The 18,432-nt window shown below is 61.4% G+C and carries 17 protein-coding genes and 1 pseudogene; 8 read left to right on the forward strand and 10 right to left on the reverse strand.

Features of this window, described 5'->3' with window-relative positions; translation table 11 throughout:
* Positions 1–8 precede the first annotated feature (8 nt).
* From J0909_RS08975 to J0909_RS09000, 6 genes are read left to right on the forward strand one after another with little or no spacing between them, the layout of a single operon-like run.
* Positions 9–890, forward strand: coding sequence for a DUF2156 domain-containing protein (locus J0909_RS08975; protein WP_207262196.1), 882 nt, complete (start codon positions 9–11; stop codon positions 888–890).
* 3 nt (positions 891–893) lie between these two features.
* Positions 894–2,192 (forward strand): alkaline phosphatase family protein, encoded by a 1,299-nt coding sequence (locus J0909_RS08980; protein ID WP_207262198.1) that lies wholly within the window; start codon positions 894–896, stop codon positions 2,190–2,192.
* Entirely contained in the window at positions 2,193–4,334 is a 2,142-nt protein-coding gene (locus tag J0909_RS08985; RefSeq protein WP_207262200.1) for an ATP-dependent helicase, read from the forward strand.
* Positions 4,335–4,351: 17 nt separating this feature from the next.
* Positions 4,352–5,299 (forward strand): thiamine-phosphate kinase, encoded by a 948-nt coding sequence (gene thiL, locus J0909_RS08990; protein ID WP_207262202.1) that lies wholly within the window; start codon positions 4,352–4,354, stop codon positions 5,297–5,299.
* Positions 5,300–5,310: 11 nt separating this feature from the next.
* Positions 5,311–5,715, forward strand: a complete 405-nt coding sequence (tsaA, locus tag J0909_RS08995; protein WP_207262204.1) for a tRNA (N6-threonylcarbamoyladenosine(37)-N6)-methyltransferase TrmO — start codon at positions 5,311–5,313, stop codon at positions 5,713–5,715.
* A gap of 4 nt (positions 5,716–5,719) precedes the next feature.
* Entirely contained in the window at positions 5,720–6,586 is an 867-nt protein-coding gene (locus J0909_RS09000; protein ID WP_207262206.1) for an alpha/beta fold hydrolase, read from the forward strand.
* A 324-nt stretch (positions 6,587–6,910) separates the two neighbouring features.
* Here J0909_RS09000 and J0909_RS09005 read toward each other — a convergent pair whose 3' ends face one another.
* From J0909_RS09005 to J0909_RS09035, 7 genes and pseudogenes are all read right to left on the reverse strand, one after another.
* Positions 6,911–7,702: a formate dehydrogenase accessory sulfurtransferase FdhD gene (locus J0909_RS09005; RefSeq protein WP_207262207.1), complete on the reverse strand. Its 792-nt coding sequence runs from the start codon at positions 7,700–7,702 to the stop codon at positions 6,911–6,913.
* A gap of 4 nt (positions 7,703–7,706) precedes the next feature.
* Positions 7,707–8,621: a formate dehydrogenase accessory protein FdhE gene (locus J0909_RS09010; protein WP_207262209.1), complete on the reverse strand. Its 915-nt coding sequence runs from the start codon at positions 8,619–8,621 to the stop codon at positions 7,707–7,709.
* Between the two features lie 76 nt (positions 8,622–8,697).
* A complete protein-coding gene (locus J0909_RS09015; protein ID WP_207262211.1) occupies positions 8,698–9,432 on the reverse strand; it encodes a 4Fe-4S dicluster domain-containing protein in 735 nt (244 codons plus the stop codon).
* 12 nt (positions 9,433–9,444) lie between these two features.
* Positions 9,445–11,397, reverse strand: a complete 1,953-nt coding sequence (locus J0909_RS09020; protein WP_502757438.1) for a molybdopterin dinucleotide binding domain-containing protein — start codon at positions 11,395–11,397, stop codon at positions 9,445–9,447.
* Positions 11,361–12,605, reverse strand: a pseudogene (locus J0909_RS09025) (molybdopterin-dependent oxidoreductase); the annotation flags it as partial. The pseudogene J0909_RS09025 and the gene J0909_RS09020, both read right to left, overlap by 37 nt.
* A gap of 148 nt (positions 12,606–12,753) precedes the next feature.
* Positions 12,754–13,143: a winged helix-turn-helix domain-containing protein gene (locus tag J0909_RS09030; RefSeq protein ID WP_207262213.1), complete on the reverse strand. Its 390-nt coding sequence runs from the start codon at positions 13,141–13,143 to the stop codon at positions 12,754–12,756.
* A gap of 3 nt (positions 13,144–13,146) precedes the next feature.
* Positions 13,147–13,293, reverse strand: coding sequence for a hypothetical protein (locus tag J0909_RS09035; protein WP_207262215.1), 147 nt, complete (start codon positions 13,291–13,293; stop codon positions 13,147–13,149).
* A gap of 385 nt (positions 13,294–13,678) precedes the next feature.
* Between J0909_RS09035 and J0909_RS09040 the strand changes: the two genes are divergently transcribed.
* Both J0909_RS09040 and J0909_RS09045 read left to right on the forward strand, forming a co-directional pair.
* Positions 13,679–14,956 (forward strand): double-cubane-cluster-containing anaerobic reductase, encoded by a 1,278-nt coding sequence (locus tag J0909_RS09040; protein ID WP_207262217.1) that lies wholly within the window; start codon positions 13,679–13,681, stop codon positions 14,954–14,956.
* Positions 14,953–15,729 carry an acyl-CoA dehydratase activase gene (locus J0909_RS09045; RefSeq protein WP_207262218.1) on the forward strand — a complete coding sequence of 259 codons (777 nt, stop codon included), beginning with the start codon at positions 14,953–14,955 and terminating at the stop codon, positions 15,727–15,729. The genes J0909_RS09040 and J0909_RS09045 overlap by 4 nt, the downstream gene beginning before the upstream one ends.
* Positions 15,730–15,739: 10 nt before the next feature.
* Here the strand turns inward: J0909_RS09045 and J0909_RS09050 are convergent, their stop codons facing one another.
* From J0909_RS09050 to ilvN, 3 genes are all read right to left on the reverse strand, one after another.
* Positions 15,740–16,312 carry a DUF2179 domain-containing protein gene (locus J0909_RS09050; RefSeq protein ID WP_207262219.1) on the reverse strand — a complete coding sequence of 191 codons (573 nt, stop codon included), beginning with the start codon at positions 16,310–16,312 and terminating at the stop codon, positions 15,740–15,742.
* A gap of 519 nt (positions 16,313–16,831) precedes the next feature.
* Positions 16,832–17,821: a ketol-acid reductoisomerase gene (ilvC, locus tag J0909_RS09055; protein WP_207262220.1), complete on the reverse strand. Its 990-nt coding sequence runs from the start codon at positions 17,819–17,821 to the stop codon at positions 16,832–16,834.
* A 119-nt stretch (positions 17,822–17,940) separates the two neighbouring features.
* Positions 17,941–18,432: an acetolactate synthase small subunit gene (gene ilvN, locus J0909_RS09060; protein ID WP_207262226.1), complete on the reverse strand. Its 492-nt coding sequence runs from the start codon at positions 18,430–18,432 to the stop codon at positions 17,941–17,943.

Genomic DNA, 18,432 nt, shown 5'->3' on the forward strand with positions numbered 1-18,432 from the left:
GATTGTCCATGACCTTAGAGTTCGAACCCATTTCACTGGACCGACAGGACGAATACCACGAAGCCCTGTCCGGATGTCCGCAGCTGCTGACCAGCGATTTCTCCTTTGCCAACATCTTCGGGTGGGCCGATCACTATGGCCTGGAATGGGCCTTCCATAAGGGACTTTGCTTCATCCGACAGACCCTGCCGGAACCGATCTGTTGGGCCCCCGTGGGAGCGTGGGAGAACTATGACTGGGCGGACTGCCGGGCCATGCCCGAAGGCAAAAAGTTCGTCCGCGTGCCCGAAGCCCTGACCCGGCTGTGGTCCGTCGCCTACGGCAACAAGATGACCATCACCGAAAGCCGTGAGCATTGGGACTACGTCTACTCGGTGGAGGAACTCATCGCCCTCAAGGGCAAGGCCTTCCACAAGAAGAAGAACCTGCTCAACCAGTTCAAGAAAAGTTATCTGTACACCTACGAGTCCATGGCTCCCGAATGCGTGGAGGAAGTCCTGGAGATGCAGGACGAATGGTTCAAGTGGTACGAGGAAAACAATCCGTCCGAAGCGCTCAAGGCCGAGAACCACGCCATCACCCGCGTGCTCCAGCACATCGACCAGATCAAGGGGTTGATGGGCGCGACCATCCGGGTGGACGGCAAGGTCATCGCCTACACCGTGGCCGAGCCGCTGTGCGAGGATTCCCTGGTCATCCATTTCGAAAAGGGCGACATCCGCTACAAGGGCGTGTACCAGGCCATCAACCAGATGTTCCTGGAAAACGACGCCGCCGAATTCTCCAAGGTCAACCGCGAACAGGACCTGGGCGACCCCGGCCTGCGCAAGGCGAAAATGTCGTACAACCCGTCTTTCTTCCTCAAGAAATTCGAGGCGGAACTGCTCTAGGCCATGTCTTTGTTCCTGCCATCCGAGCCGCGCGCCCGGCTGGTCGTCCTCGGTTTGGACGGCCTGCCGCTGGACCTTGCCCGAACCTTGGGCGCATCCCTGCCCAACCTGCGTCGGCTGGTTGGGGACGCGGCCACGGTCAAGGCCGAGTTGCCCGAACTCTCCCCGGTGAACTGGACCAGCTTCGCCACCGGGGAGGGGCCGGAGCGACACGGCATCTTCGGCTTCTCGCACCTCGACCCGGAGACCTACGAGCTGCGCGTCAACCAGGCCTCGGACGTGACCTGCCCGACGATCTTCGACCGGATGGGCGAACACGGCCTGGTCTCGCGAATCGTCAACCTGCCCAATACCTATCCGGCCCGGCCCTTGCGGGGCATGCTCGTGGCCGGGTTCGTGGCCCCGGACCTGAACGGCGCGGTCTACCCGCCATTCCTGGCCGCCAAGCTCCATGACGCGAACTACCGGCTCGAAGCAGACACCACCCGGGGGCGCGGCGACCTGTCCCATCTGCGGAACGAATTGCGCGCTACGCTCCGATCCCGGCTCACCGCCCTGGACATGCTCTGGCCGGATCTGGGCTGGGACCTGTTCGTGCACGTCTTCACCGAGACGGACCGGCTCTTCCATTTTTTCATGGACGCGGTGGTCCACACCGAACACCCGGAACACTTCGAGTGCATGCGCTTCCTGGCCGATTGGGACCAGGCCCTCGGACAATTCCTGACCCGCTATGACGCCCTCCCCGGCCCCAAGCGGCTCCTGGTCCTGGCCGATCACGGATTCACGGAACTGCGCACCGAGGTTTGCCTGAACACCTGGCTCATGGAAACCGGACTCCTGTCCCTGTCCGGCCCGCCCCGCGACGAATGGGACGCCTCGCGGATCACCCCTGAATCCAAGGCGTTCGCCCTGGACCCCGGGCGCATCTACCTGCACGAACGCGGCCGGTTCGCGCGCGGCCGAGTGGAACCGGCAGAACGCGAAGGACTGCTAAAACGCATCGCCGACGGGCTCATGGCCCTCGAATACGGCGGAATGCCGGTCCTTGCGGCCGTGCATCGAGGAACCGAGATCTATCCGATGGCGACTTCGGACCAATGCCCGGATCTCGTCTGCGAGGCGCACCCCGGCCTGGACCTCAAGGCCAAATTTGATCGTCGGAATATTTTTGGTTTGCATGGACGCACCGGGACACATACGGTGGACGGAGCCATTTTCGCCGACACCGGCGGCGCGCGGCCCGAACGTATGCGGGACGTCGGGCGTATCATCCTGCAACACTTCGACATCGCGGAATAAATGACCATCGACTTCGAACACGAACTGAACGAGGCCCAGCGCGAGGCCGTGACCACCACCGAAGGACCGGTACTGGTCATCGCCGGGGCCGGATCGGGCAAGACCCGAACCATCGTCTACCGGCTGGCCCACTTGGTGAACCAGGGCGTAGACCCGGCCCAGATCCTGCTCCTGACCTTCACCCGCAAGGCCGCCCAGGAGATGCTTGCCCGGGCCGAGTCCATTCTCGGCCGCCCGCTGCACGGCACATCGGGGGGCACGTTCCACTCGTTCGCCTACGCCACGCTGCGGCGCAACGCGACGGACATAGGCTTCAACGGCGGCTTCACCCTCATGGACCGGGCCGACAGCGAGAACATATGCAAGGAGGTCCGGGACGTCCTCAAGCTCGGCAAGGGGGACCGCTCCTATCCCAAGAAGGCCACCCTGCTAGACATGATCACCAAGTCCCGAAACAAGGAACTGACCATCGAGGCGGTCATGGAGCGCGAGGCCTACCACCTGAGCCCCTACCTTGAAGACATCCAGCGGATCGCCGACGGCTATGCCCAATTCAAGCGCGAACACGCCCTGGTGGATTACGACGACCTGCTCTTTCACCTCGACGCCCTACTGGCCGGAAACGAGCCCCTGCGCAACCAGTTACAGGCCCGCTACCGCTACATCATGGTCGATGAGTACCAGGATACCAACCTAGTCCAGGCGCGCATCGTCCGGCACCTGGCCGGGACCAAGGGCAACGTCATGGCCGTGGGCGACGACGCCCAGTCCATCTACGCATTCCGCGGGGCAAACGTAGCCAACATACTGGAATTTCCAAAGATATTTGAAGGCACGAAGATTATCCGGCTGGAGAAGAACTACCGTTCGGTGCAGCCCATCCTCGACCTGACCAACGAGATCCTGAAAGGGGCCACCACCAAGTTCGACAAGCATCTCTACTCGGACCTCAAGAGCGACCGCCTGCCTCTGGTCATCCATTCCCTGAGCGACCAGACCCAGGCCAGGCTGGTGGTGGACCAGATTCTCGAACTGGGCCGCAAGTACATGCTCCACGACGTGGCCGTGCTCTTCCGCGCCGGCTACCAGTCCTTCCCGCTGGAAGTGGCCCTGACGCGCATCGGCATCGACTACCAGAAATTCGGCGGCATCCGCTTCCATGAGGCCGCCCACGTCAAGGACGTGCTCGCGTACATCCGGCTGGTCCTCAACCCCCACGACCTGCTCGCCTGGCAGCGGGCCATGGAGCACATCAAGGGCGTGGGGCCCAAGACCGTGGCCAAGATCTACCAGGCCATGCACTCGGGCCTGGACGCCGACAAGAAGTACCTGGTCAAAATGCTCAAGAAGCACGAACAGCTCAAGGAGCTGCTGACCGAACTGGACCGGCTGCGCGCTGGCGAGAAACGCCCGCCCGCCGTGCTGGAAGCCGTGCTCGCCTTTTACCAGCCCATCCTCATCGAAAAATACCCGGACGATTACCCCAAGCGCCAGGCCGGGCTGGAACAGCTCAGCCAGATCGCGGCGGGCTACAAAGACATGGACCAATTCATCGGCGACCTCTCCCTGGACGGCGACCCGGACGACGAGAAGCGCAAGGAGAACGCGGTGGTCCTGTCCACGGTCCACTCGGCCAAGGGCTTGGAATGGGCGGCGGTGATCATCATCGATCTGGTGGAAGACCGCTTCCCGTCACGCAAGGCTATGCAGCGGGCCGAAGATCTGGAGGAGGAACGCCGCCTCATGTACGTGGCCTGCACCCGGGCCAAGGAGGATCTCAGGCTCTTCGTGCCAGGCTCGGTCTACAACCGGGCCAGCGGCCTGTCCGACCCCACCTTGCCCAGCCCCTTTGTCCAGGAGCTGCCGGACACGGTCTTCGAGCGGCAGAACGAGTCCTACGGCGGCGGCCTGGAAACCCGGCGGCGGACCGTCCGCACCCCCGATCCGGTCCTGGCCGAAGGCGGGCCCGACGTCTCCGAACCCAAGCGGCTCAAAGTCGATCCGTCCAAGCTCGGCTTCTGCAAGCACAAGATTTTCGGCAAGGGCAAACTCGTCGCCCAACTGGAATCAAACAAGTACAGAGTCAACTTCCCCGGCTTCGGCCTCAAGGTCATCATCGGGGACTACCTGGAATTCCTCTGATGGAGTATGGATAGATTATGCGAAGCGAAGCACACTTTCTGGAACGGATCGACCACTACTTTCCGCGCGACCACGAGTTCCTGGCCCTGGGCCGGGGCGACGACTGCGCCGTACTCCGGGGCGGCACCGACTACTGCGTGACCTCGGACCTTTTTCTCGAAGGCGAGCACTTTCGCCGCGATTATTTCTCGGCGGCCGACATCGGCTACAAGGCTTTGGCCGTAAACGTCAGCGATCTTGCGGCCATGGGGGCCAAACCTGTGGCCTTTACCATGGACCTGATGGCCCCGACCAACCTGCCGGACGACTTCTGGGAGGAATTTCTCAAGTCCATGGCCGGACTGGCCCGGCAATTCGACATGGTCCTGGCGGGCGGCGACCTGAGCCGCTGCGACCGCCTGGGCGTGTCCATCTCCGCCTTCGGCGCGCCTGGAGCCACCGGATTTCTCAGGCGCGGCAACTGCGCCCCCGGCGACATCCTGTTCACCGTGGGCGACTTCGGGTTGGCCCGGGCCGGACTCATGGCCCTGGAAGCCGAAGGGATCAAGGCCCGCGAGGTCCTGCCCGCGGCGGTCATGGCCCATCTGCGGCCCAAGCCCAAGGTCATGATCGGCACCCTGCTCAACGCCGCCGGGGTCAATGGACTCATGGACCTGTCCGACGGTCTGGCCCGCGACCTGCCCCGCTTCGTCGGCCCCGATCTCGGCGCGAACCTGACCATCGACCCTGCGAGCCTGCACGGCGACATCCACGCCTGGTGCGAAAAGGCCGGGATCGACCCGGTGGAGTTCGCGGTGCTTGGCGGCGAAGACTACGCCCTGCTCGGCGCGGTCTCGCCTTTCGAAGCGGGCAAAGCCCGATCCGTGCCCGGCTACGTGGAAATCGGCACGGTGACCAAGACGCCGGGCCTCGTCGTCAACGGCACCCCCTTCAACAACCCCGGATTCGATCACTTCAGCCAATAAACGGAGGCGTCATGGACAAGGAACTGGTCATCATCGGCACCATCCGCTCGGACATCAAGGACCTCGCCTCGGCCCCCAAGATGGAGGACGAGGCCGGGGCCGTGCGGGCCCGCGTCGTCATGGACCCGGCCTATGCCGAGGGACTGGACGGGCTGAAGCCCGGCGCACGGCTCGAACTCTTCACCTGGTTCCACAAATCCGACCGGTCCGTGCTCAAAGTCCACCCAAGGGGCATCAAGGACCGCCCCCTGCGTGGCGTGTTCTCCACCCGCTCCCCTGTCAGGCCCAACCCCATCGGCCTGCACCGGGTGACCCTGGTGGCCATGGAAGAGCCCCTGACCCTGGTTGTCGAGCCCCTGGAGGCCATTGACGGCACGCCGGTCATCGACATCAAACCCAAGCCTCGCGGCGAATAGGTCCATGGACCGGTTCGAAGCCGTGGAAACCACCGGCGAGAACCAAGTGGGCGGATGGGTGCGGACCACCGACGGCGTGCGGCTGTGGGTGGAAATTCGCGGCACGGGGCATCCCGTGCTCCTGCTTCATGGTTGGACCATGAGTTCTCTGTTTTGGCGTCGGCAAACCCCGTTGGCCGACGCCTGCCAGGTAATCACCATGGATTTCCGCGGCCACGGCCGCTCCCAGACCACACCGCGCGGCCACACCGTGTCCCGCTACGCCTCGGATGTGCGCGAGGTCATCACCGCATTGGGCCTGACCCGCATCCTGCTCGTGGGCTGGTCCATGGGCGGCTCCGTGGTCCTCGAATATTGGCGCCGGTTCGGGCCGGACCGGCTGGCCGGACTCGGCTTGGTGGAAAGCGGCCCTTATCCCATGTCCCCCGCACCATGGAACGTGCATAAGTGCCACGGCCACAACGAGGAGGCCATGCGGGTGGACCTGGCCGCCATGCAGGAGGACCGCCGGGGATTCGCGGAACGCTTCGTCAACGCCATGTTCCTGTCGGGCCAAGCCCCGGCACACGCCCTGCGTTGGATGGTCGCCGAACAACTCAAGAGCGATCCGGCTTCAGCCGCCGCCATCTATGAGGACTATGCCCGGCTCGACGCCACGCCCGTGCTGCCCACGGTGACCCTGCCCGCACTGGTGGTCTACGGGCGCTCCCTGCACATGTGCTACGGCCCGTCCACGGGGCGGTACGTGGCAGCCACCCTGCCGGAATCGCGTTTCGCCATCCTGGACAAGAGCGGCCATATGCCGTTTTATGAACAACCCGAGGAATTCAATCGAACCGTGTCCGGATTCATGAACACACTGGACGCCTGATGCGGCGCGCGGGAAGGCATTCCCTGCGCCGATATTTTTCCGCCCGCCCCCCTGACCCGATTTTGCCTGAACCCCGCCTTTGCGATTGAAGCAAGAATTCAACCTGTTGGCCCAGATGATGATCACGTCAAGGAAGACCGGGAAATGGGTTGCATCCACGCGCCGGGCGCGGAATCGCGGTCATGGCCGCCGGACGCCCCGGAGGCGTTCCGGACAAGGACTTCGCCTGCGCGATCCTGACCACGCGCATAGGCCCCGAGCCGAGCCCAGACAAATCCTTCAAGCGCCGAATCCTCGACGGAAAGCAGCCCGTCCTCCTCTCGATCAGCGGAAACGCCAGCCGTTGGCGTAGATGTTGAACGAATTTCCCCGGATGCGCCCCACCAGACTCAGGTTGTTGCGCTCGGCATAGGTGATGGCCGAACTGGTAGCCGCCGAAAAACCGCATAAGATCGGAATGTTGGCCGTGGTCGCCTTGGTGGCCAACTCCAAAGCCAGACGCGAGGAAAGCATGGCGATGGTCGCCGTCTTCAGGGTCCCCTCAAGCAACGCCCGGCCCACGGCCTTGTCAAAGGCGTTATGCCGTCCCACATCCTCCCCGTAGGAAATCAGTTCCCCCTCTTCCGAAAACAGGGCCGCTGCATGAGTGCTCCCGGTATTCTTGAACAGGCTCTGCCGCCGCTCGAAAACGTCCTTCAGCAGGAAGAACATTTCGGGCGCGATGTGTACGGGCCGGGGCGAGGGATAGATGCGCCGCACCCCCGTGGTGGTATCAAGGACCACATCCACCTGCGCCGGACCGTGGTAGGAAAAGGCGATGCTGTGGATGTCCTCCGGGCACATGACCCTGGACTGCGCGAACAGATAGCCCGCCACCAGGTTCAGATCATCACCCGGAGTACGGGCCAGGACCGCCTCCCGGTGTCCGTTGACGGTCAACCGGATGTCGGCCTCCTCGGCGATCTGGTCGTCCTTGAAGGTCAGTTTTCCGTCCTCGAACCGCTGGATGGTTACCGGACGGGCCAACTGCATGGGCCGAGCCTCGGCCGGTCGGGCGGAACGGTCCGTTTCCGACTGGCCGGGCACGGCTCGAAGATGCGAAGTGTGGGCGACCATGCGACTAATCCAGGTTGTTCCAGATGGTCGGCGAAATGGGGATCAGGTCATGTTCCCGGGCGAAGATGTCCAGGTGGATCAGCCCGATCTGCACCGCGTCCAGGTCCGGCAGGGGATCGCATTCACGCATGTCGATGCTCAGACAGTACTTGCCGCACTTGTGACAGGCCTCGATGCGTTCGAACTTGACGTCGTCAATGTAGAAGACCTCGCGCGAATCGTTGTCGTCATTGCCGCATGCCGGACAGGCATTGCGCTTGTAGCGCCAGTCGTGGCCGCACAGGGAGCAATGCAGGAACTTCTTGCCCCCGCCGCCGACCAGCTGATCCAGCTCGGTGATCTCCTTGGGGGAAAGCTGGGCGATGGAGGGCGTGGCCCCGCATACGGGGCAGTACCCCTCGTCCCAGCCAAGTTTGGAAAGGGGCTCGCCCAATCCCTCGACCAAGGCGCGCAAGACAGGCGAGAGAACTGTCTCTGCGACATACAGCAGCGTGGTATACGGTGTGATGCCGAGCTGTACGGAGGTGTCTTCAAAATGTTTCCAATTGCCTTCGATCCGAGCCTGGGCAAGCCCCACAATATTGTCGGTGTCGTCCAGAAAGGCCTCAAGCTTGCGCCACGCTTCCTCGTCGGGCTTGAGCACGTCGAAAAGCTGGGGCAGCAGACAAGCCGCCGACCGCTTCATGTTCCCGGCCCAGGGGGATAAATCCACATCCACCAACACGGGCACACCCTGATTAGTGCGAGCGGTGTCAATGGGAGGCAAGGCCCCCTCCTCCGCCACGAACTCGCCGCGCAGCCGGGCCTGCTCCACGAAGAGCGGGCGGAACTTGTCGGCCAGCTCTGCATAGGCGGGCACGCGATGCTTGATGGTGTCGAGGGTAGCGGCCACAGTTTTCTGGTCAAAAACCGATTTCATGAAATGCTCCAGATTCCCCGCTTCGGGCCGGAGCGTCGCGGTGACGCTCCGGCCCTTGCGGAGGGGTCGTTTCAGGTTACGCCTTCATGGCCTTGAAAGGTCTGGCCAGGGTGGCGAGAAACTGCTTTTTCGACATGGGCCCGATGTCCGCCTCGGCCACGGCGTGGTCGTGGTAGTTCACCGGCTCGTCGATGAGCAGGTAGATGACGTTGACGTCGTCGGGATCGGCCAGCATCGCCTTGGGCCATTTCTTCTTCAGGAGTTCGAGGCGCTGCTTGCCCAGGGCAAGCATTTCCTCGCGATCGCCGAAGTTCATGGTCCCGGTGGGACAGACCTTGACGCAGGCGGGCAGCATGCCCGCATGGATGCGGTCGTTGCACATGGTGCACTTGGACATGAGCCCGGTCTGCTCGTTGCGTCGCGGGATGTTGTACGGACATGCGTCGCGGACCTCCTCGGCCTCTTCTGCCGAGAATTTCCTGGTCTTCTCCGTGAAGATGACCGCGCCGGTCTTCCCGTCCTGGATGATAGCCTCCTCGACATACACGTCACCCAGTTCCTTGCACGGGGGGACTTCACAATGGCGGCACTGATCCGGGAAAAAGTTCCAGCGGACCACGCCGTCTTCGAGGTGTTCGCTGAAGCGAACGAGTTTATAGTTGTTGGGATTCAGGTCCTGCGGGTTCTGGTGACTGCCCCAATGGTACTGGGTCGTCTTGTTGGCGGGCAGTTCATGCCACTCCTTGCAGGCGATCTGACAACCGCGGCACGCGGTGCAGCGGGACGTATCTATCAAGAATGACTTAGGCATGGCGCTTCCTCCTTAGGTTGCCAGCTCGGTGAGCTTGTCCGCCTTGCGGATGTTCACGCAACAAGCCTTGAATTCCGGAATGGTGGTGTTCGGGTCGCCAACGGACGGCGTGAGCCTGTTGGTCGAATCACCGGTCCCGGGCGTCGTCCAGCCGAAGCAGAACGGCATGCCTATCTCATGAATGATCCGGCCGTGCACCTTGAGCGGGCGCATGCGGACCGTGACCATGGCAATGGCTTCGACCCGGCCGCGGATGGACTCCACGACCACGCCGTCACCATTGTTGATGCCCTTCTCCTGCGCCAGTTCCGGGCTCATCTCCACGTAGAGCTGCGGCTCGGCTTCGAGCAGGTTGGGGATGTTGCGGGTCTCGCCGCCACCGCACCAGTGCTCGGTCAGGCTGTAGGTGGTCAGCACGATCGGATACGCGGGATCGGCGGGCTTGGCCAGCTTGTCCATATTGGAGGCGACGAACTTGTACACCGGGCTGCTGAGCTGCCCGGAGAACAGGTTCTTGTTCACCGGCGTCTCCACCGGCTCGTAGTGCTCGGAGAACGGACCGTCCTGACGGCCGGGGCCGTAGATCTGGCCGAAACCGTGCTTGGACATGATGAACGGATACTTGCCCTTGCCGGTGGCCATGGGCGGCCAGCCGCCGTCGGGCACGTCGCCGACCCACTTGCCGTCCTTCCACTCGATGACCGCCTTGGCCGGGTTGTACGGCTTGCCGTTCAGGTCCACGGAAGCGCGGTTGTACAGGATGCGGCGGTTGACGGGCCAGCACCAGGACCAGTTGGGGAACAGGCCGATGTTGGCCTGCATCTCGGTCTGCTTGGTGGAGCGGCGCTTGGCCTTGTTGCCGTCCTCCTCGGTGTAGCTGCCCGCGTACAACCAGTTCAGGCTCATGGTCGAGCCGTCGTCCTTGAGCGCGGTGAACGAAGGCACCTGCTGGCCCTTCTTGTATTGTTTGTCGCCGACCTTGCTGTCCACGGTGAAACGGCCGTTGATGCGCTGGCACAGATCATCCGAGTCATAGGTCTCGGGGTAGTCAAGCCAAGTCACGGCCTCTGGCAGCGTGCCGCCCTCCTTCTCGTACAGCTTTCTCACCCGGGACATGAAGCCGCAGAACATGTCGCCGAAGGACCGGGCTTCGTAGGCGGGCTTGATCACCTGATAGTGCCAGAGCAGCCAGCGGCCGGAATTGGTCACCGAACCGCCCTTCTCCAGCCGGTGGGCCGAAGGCAGGAGGAAGACCTCGGTCTTGACCTTCTTCGGGTCCACGTCGGGACGATGCCAGTTGTCCGTGGTCTCGGAGTGGTGCAGTTCGGAAGTGACCAGCCAATCCAGGTTGTCCAGGGCCTTGCGCAGCTTGTTAGTGTTGGGCACCGAGTTCATCGGGTTCAGACCGATGATGATGCCGCCCCGGATCTTGCCCTGATACATGCGGTCGAAGAGGTAGAGGTAGGAATAGTCCTCGCCCTTCTCGATCTTGGGCAGCAGTTCATAGCAGAAGCCATTTTCCTTGGTGGCGTGATCGCCGTACCAGGCCTTGAGCAGGCTGGCGAAGTACTTGGGCTTGTGCTGCCACCAGTTGGCGGACTGCGGATCGTTGCTCACCGGGGTGTTGGCCTTGATGTACTCGTCGTAGGTCTGCCAGCCGTTGTGCGGCATGGCCATGTAACCCGGGATGATGTGGTATAGCAGGGTGTGGTCCGTGGACCCCTGGACGTTGGGCTCGCCGCGCAGGGCGTTGATGCCGCCGCCGGCCACGCCGATGTTGCCCAGCAGAAGCTGGATGATGCCCGCCGAGCGGATGTTCTGCACACCCACGGTGTGCTGGGTCCAACCCAGGGCATACATGACGGTCCCGGCCTTGTCCGGTTTGCCGGTGGCCGCGAAGGCCTCGTAAACCTTGNGATGCCCGCCGAGCGGATGTTCTGCACACCCACGGTGTGCTGGGTCCAACCCAGGGCATACATGACGGTCCCGGCCTTGTCCGGTTTGCCGGTGGCCGCGAAGGCCTCGTAAACCTTGAGCAGGTTTTCCTTGGACACGCCGGTGGTCGCCGAGACGGTATCCAGGTCGTAACGGGAATAATGTTCCTTGAGCAGTTGGAACACGCAACGGGGGTTCTTCAGGCTGGCGTCACGCACGGGGACGCCGTTCTTGTCCACTTCGAAGCCCCACTTGCTCTTGTCGTAGGATCGGGTCTTCGGGTCGTAGCCGGAGAAGAGGCCGTCCTTGAACCCGTAGTCCTTGCCCACGACCAGGGCCGCGTTGGTGTATTCGGCCACGTATTCGTGGAAGTACTTCTCGTTATCCACGATGTACTTGATCATGCCGCCCAAAAAGGCAATGTCCGTACCGGACCGCAGGGGGACATGGAAATCCGACCTGGCGGACGTGCGGGAGAACTTCGGGTCCACGTGCATTACCGTGGCTCCCTTGTCCTTGGCCTGCAAGACCCACTTGAAGGAAATCGGATGGTGTTCGGCAGCATTACTGCCCATGATAAGGATGGAGTCGGCATTTTTGATGTCGATCCAGTGATTGGTCATCGCGCCGCGTCCGAACGACTCTCCCAGAGCCGCAACAGTGGCGCTGTGTCAAATACGAGCCTGGTGGTCCATATGGACGACACCCAGGCCGCGCATCGCCTGGTGGGCAATGGCACATTCCTCGTTGCCCGCGTGGGAAGTGCCCAGCAGGAACATGGATTCGAGACGGTTGACGGTTTTGCCCTTATCATCCTTGAGGATGAGGTCCTTGTCGCGAGTGTCCTTGATGCGGCGCGCGATGCGGTCCAGCATCCAGTCCCAGTTCTTCTCTTCCCACTTGTCGCTGTAGGGAGCGCGGTACAGGGGCTTTTGCAGCCGGTGATGGCTGGTGGTCATGGTGAACATGGCCGCGCCCTTGGCGCACAACGCACCCTCGTTGATCGGGTAGTCCGGGTCGCCCTCGGCGTTGACCAGCTTTCCGTCCTTGACGTAACCGATGATGTGGCAGCTCACCGAACAGAACGGACAGACCGTCACGACCTCTTTGGCGCCGGAGATCTTGATCTCCGCCGCGTAGGCCTTGATCGGCGTCAGGCTGACGCCGAGTTGCCCGAGGGTGAGACACGCCGCTCCGGAGCCTGCGAGCTTCATGAAGCTTCGGCGGTCGAGTTTCATACCTATGGCCTCCTTGATGTATGCCGGACGCCTTGAACCGGTCCGGCCGTTGTTTGCCTGGACAAAATATCCAGGTTCCCTAACAATACCATAAAGTTCAATAAATTCAATGTGTTATATTTAACACATTGCAAAACACGCCAACGGATCACTTATATTTATCAAGAGAGAAAGGTAAGAATTCGTGACTCTTGGAAAGTGCGAAGGACTCCACCTCCCGGTACCACCGGTCATAGCTCTGGGCGATGGACTTCCCGAAGTCGGTCAAGTGATAACCGGCCCGTCGGCTGGAGGCCCGCTCTATGAGTTTGTGGCCGATCAATTCCTCGGTGGTCTTGATTTTGCCCCAGGCGCCGCGGTAGGACATGCCCAAAGCCTCGGCTGCCGCCTTGAGGGAACCGCGCTCCTCCACACATTTCAACAACTGTAACCGGCCCAAGCCGAAAAGGACGCCCTCTTCGGTCTCAAACCACAGGTGCATGCGCATAGTGGGGTTGCTCTTGCCGCTCACCTGTTTGGTCGTTCTCGCATCCAGCATGGTCTACCTCCCCGCAGGCATGGCGGGAATCCCCTGCACCCGTCGGCATTCCACGCCGGACCGCGCCCAAGCCATGGAATCTTTGCCAGCCCGGACGCCGCACAGGGCCGGGATGCCGGATTTGCCGATCTCGAATGAACAACGGGTCATGGAGCATCCTCGCAATTTATTATGCCTACTTAGACATAAATGTGTTCTATGGGACTCGCAGCCTCCCCACAACATCTGCGCGACTACACAACAATCCGACACCAAAGCAAAAACAACTTGTTGTAATCATATCATTTTTTTAAAATCATCCTGCCTCGGTGAATGACGTTTTTTGAGACTGGCACTTTTTCCCATACGAATACGGAAGGTTACGAATTGACAACATTTTTGAACTCAATCGAAAAAACCAGTGCCGAACCGTTGTAAAGAGGATTTCCCTGTTTCCATATCCTTTTCATCAATAGAAATTTATACTGGCAATTAATTGATCCCATCGATATCGAATCAACCTATCATTAACATCCTGTCCATAGGGAGGGTATCTATGTCCGACAACACGCATCATGCCATGTGGGAAAAACTGAATATGGATCTCGAAGCGCACGACGGCCTGCTCGAAGTGCTCGGCAAATTCTATGGAGATATCTACCTGTCCCAGGACAACAGGCTCAAGGGCGCTGAATATTTGGACTTCGTTCTGTCCGAGGTACACGGACTGCGCATCAAGGAAATCCAGGATGCCAAAGCCACGGGCCGCAAGGTGGTCGGTTCCTTCTGCGTATTCGTGCCCGAGGAAATCACCCTGGCCGCCGACGCCGTGCATGTGGGCTTGTGCGCCGGGGCCGAGGCGGGCAGCGAACTGGCCGAACAGTTGGTCCCGCGCAATACCTGTGCGCTGATCAAATCGTTCATCGGCTTCAAGATGGCCAAGCTGTGTCCATACATCGAATCCTCGGATATGATCGTGGGTGAGACCACCTGCGACGGCAAAAAGAAGGCCTACGAGGCTTTCAACGAGATCGCCCCCACCTATGTCATGGAAGTGCCGCAGACCAAGTCCGAGGCCGCCCACGCCCTGTGGAGGTCCGAGGTGATCCGCTACATGAAGGCCGTAGAGGAATTGACCGGCCGGACCATCACCGCTGAAAAGCTCAAGGAAGGGATCAGAATCGTCAACGAGAAACGGCGGGCCCTGCAACGGCTGACCAGGCTGCGCGCGGCCTCCCCGGCTCCCATATCCGGGCGCGACGCCCTGCTGATCAACCAGATCAGCTTCTATGACGACCCCATCAGGTTCACGGCCAAAATCAACGAACTGTGCGATGAATTGGAAGTGCGCATCGCGGCGGGCGACGGCGTAACCCCGTCGGACACCCCCCGGCTCCTGCTCTCGGGCTGTCCCATGGCCGTGCCCAACTGGAAGCTGCCCTACGTGGTGGAAAGCTCCGGCGCGGTCATCGTGGGCGAGGAATCGTGTATCGGCACCCGCAATTCACGGGATTTGGTTGATGAATCGGGCGACACGCTCGAAGCGATGATCGACGCCATCGCCGATCGCTACATGAAAATCGACTGCGCCTGCTTCACCCCCAACCAGGAGCGGCTCGACAACATCACCGCTCTGGCCAAGGACCTCAAGGCCGACGGCGTGATCCACTACAGCCTGCTCTTCTGCCAGCCCTATACCCACGAATCCCTCAAGGTAGACAAGGCGTTGCAGGCCGAAGGCATCCCCATGCTCTCCATCGAAACCGATTACTCCATGGAGGACGTGGAACAGCTCAAGACACGCATCGAGGCGTTCGTGGAGACCCTTGCATGATAGCGGGCCTGGACATAGGATCACGTTCCATCGAACTGGTCATCCTGGTAAACGGGGAGGTGGCGGAGTCGCGGAAGCTGCCCACCACCTTCGACCCCGTAGCCCAATGCTTCAGGCTGCTGGATGGATTGCACCCCACCTCCTTGGTCGGGACCGGCTACGGGCGCAATCTTATCCAGCGCCTGGAGTTGGACTGCGAGTATTCGACCATCACCGAGATCAAGGCTCACGCTCTGGGCGCGGCATATCGCTTCCCCGAGGCCAGGACCGTGCTCGACATCGGCGGGCAGGACACCAAGGCCATGTCCCTGGTGAACGGGAAGGTTTTGAAGTTCGAAATGAATGACCGCTGCGCGGCCGGAACGGGCAAATTCCTGGAATACACGGCCGGGGTCTTCCAAATCCCGGTGGAGGACTTCGGGCCCTACGCCATGAAAGGCGAGAACCCGCCGGAAATCAGTTCAATCTGCACGGTCTTCGCCGAGACCGAGGCCACCTCGCTCATGGCGCGCGGTGAGCGGCCCGAGGCTATCGCCCTCGGCCTGCACAAGGCCATCGTCAAACGCACGACCAACATGCTGCGGCGGGTGGGCCTCAATTTCCCCCTGGTCTTCACCGGCGGCGTGGCCAACAACCCGTGCGTGCTCGACCTGCTGGCCCAAAGCGTGGGTGGCGAGGTCGGCAAGGACATCCTCGTGCCGAACGACCCGGACCACATGGGCGCCCTGGGCGCGGCCCTGCACCGGCATCGCGACGGCGCTCCCGTCCGCTGACCGGACGGAATCAGAACTGCGGCACCAGCCGCCGAAGGGGACGCAGGAACTTGTCCATGCGACTGGTGGAGGGGCTCGCCACTTCACTGGCCCCGCCCGCGGTCTCGAAGGTGTAGAAGAGGTCGCGATCAATCGCGTGGGCCTCGGACAGGACAAGCTTCATGTCCTTGCGTTTGCAGACCACGAATTGGACCGTGACCGGGCCGTCGGAGCCCTCCCCGGCCACAGTGGTAACCATGAACCCGGCCCGGCGCAGGGCGTGGGCAATTTCCACCCCCTTGAGGGCGCTGATCAAGCGGATCACCACGTTGCCCAGGGCCAGCTTCTTCTCGGCCAGGATGCCTACCACATTGCCCGTGGCGAATCCCACGGCATAGAACAGTCCGAGCACAGGCGCGTCACCGACTTTGGTCATGACCGCCGAGGTTCCGAAAACCCACAGGGTCATCTCCAGGCAGCCCAGGTAAAAGGCCGCACGCGACTCGCCGAGCATGGTCACGATGGTTCGCACGGTACCGATGGTCAGGGCCATCACCTCCAACAGGAAGATGACCAGCCCGAGAAAAAGGACATCCAGCGTCATAGTCTCACCCTCAAAATGAAAATCAGAGAGTGAGCAGTATGCACCATTGCCCCATGGGTCAAGCGAAATACGCCGGAAGAATTGTGACAATTACGCACCCGGTTTCCGGGCTGCGAAATCGTCTGCCGCCGCCTCGGGGGAGCCGTTTCGCCGCCACCATTCAACAGCCTATATTTACTCAATAAAAATGACAGGCGCCAAACCATGTTTCCGTGGCCGCCCCGAGGGGAAAAATTCCGCCGGGACGTTTCCGCACTCCTCCCCGATGGAATCGGATGCCGGTTGCCCCCTTTCGCCCCTGAAGAAAAGAATCAAATATGGAAAGCCGCTTCTCGCGTCGGGAAGCAGGAGATTCCGCCTAAAGCCGTCCAGGACAGGGTTCTCCCTCTGCGAGGTTGCGACTTGGGCCCGCTCTCTCCGCCGCACAGCTTCCCGCCCACAACAGGGAACGGTCTGAATTCCGCCCAAAAAAAGGGCGGTCCCGACAGGACCGCCCTTGAATAGCCTTGGCAGACGAGCTTACTTCTTCAGCCAGCTCATCATCTTGCGCAGACGGCCGCCGACTTCCTCAATCTGGGTCTCGGCTTCAATGCGGCGCATGGTCTTGAGGCCCACCTGACCGGCCTGGTTGTCCAGGATGAAATCGCGGGCGAACTTGCCGGACTGGATGTCCTTGAGCACGCGACGCATTTCCGCGCGGGTCTCATCGGTGATGATCCGCGGGCCGGTGACGTAATCGCCGTACTCGGCGGTATCGGAGATGGAGTAGCGCATGTTGGACAGGCCGCCCTCGTACATGAGGTCGATGATCAGCTTAAGCTCGTGCATGCACTCGAAGTAGGCCATCTCGGGCTGGTAACCGGCTTCGACCAGAGTATCGAATCCGGCCTTGCACAGGGCGGTCAGACCGCCGCAGAGCACGGCTTGTTCGCCGAACAGGTCGGTTTCGGTCTCTTCCTTGAAGGTGGTCTTGATTACGCCGGAACGGGCGCCGCCGATACCCTTGGCGTAGGCCAGGGCGATCTCGGTGGCCTTGCCGGAGGCATCGGCCTCCACAGCCACGAGGCAGGGCACGCCGCCGCCCTCGGTGTAGGTGCGGCGCACCAGGTGACCGGGCCCCTTGGGGGCGATCATGACGCAGTCCACACCCTTGGGCGGGGTGATCTGCTGGAAATGGACGTTGAAGCCGTGACCGAAGGCGATGATGTTGCCTTCCTCGAGGTACGGGAGAATTTCGTTCTTGAAGACTGCGGCCTGATACTGGTCGGGCAGCAGAATCATGATCATGTCGGCCTGCTTGGAGGCGTCGGCCACGGACATGGGCTCAAAGCCGTGTTCCTTGGCCAGATCATAGTTGGGACCACCGGGACGCTGGGCCACGATGACGTTGACGCCCGAATCACGCAGGTTCTGCGCATGGGCATGGCCCTGGCTGCCGTAACCGATCACGGCCACGGTTTTGTCTTTCAAAAGGCCCAGGTCCGCATCTTTCTCGTAATACACTTTCATGGGAGTTTCTCCTCGATATTGTTTGCCCCACTTGGGACAGAACGGCTTGAATTATATGAACATGCGAAAAAGCCGGGCGAGGAGCGCACTCCTGGCCCGGGGACTCGCCTGATTGCAAATTATAGGTCGGTCTGCATGGAACGCCGCATGGCGACGTTGCCCGTGCGGGCGATCTCCTTGATGCCGAAACGGGTGAGCAGATTGACGAGTGCGCCAATCTTGCCCTGGTCGCCCGTAACCTCAATGGTCAACTCATCGACGCTCACGTCTACAACCTTGCACCTGAAGATGTCAACAATACGCAGGATCTCTGCGCGTTTTGAATCCTCGGCATTGACCTTGAGCAGGACCATTTCACGGTCCACGGACTTCAGTTCGGTGAGATCCTTGACTTTGATGGTGGGTACCAGCTTACGCAACTGCTTGACGATCTGCTCGACGATGGCATCGTCGCCCTCGGCCACGATGGTCATGAGGGAGACGCCCGCCTCCAAGGTGGGGGCCACGTTCAGGGAGTAGATGTTGAAGCCGCGGCCGGAAAAAAGCCCGGCCACGCGGGACAGGACGCCCGGTTCGTTCTCGACCATTACGGAAAGAGTGTGCTTGCTCAT

Source organism: Desulfovibrio sp. Huiquan2017 (assembly GCF_017351175.1).
Taxonomy (GTDB): domain Bacteria; phylum Desulfobacterota; class Desulfovibrionia; order Desulfovibrionales; family Desulfovibrionaceae; genus Pseudodesulfovibrio.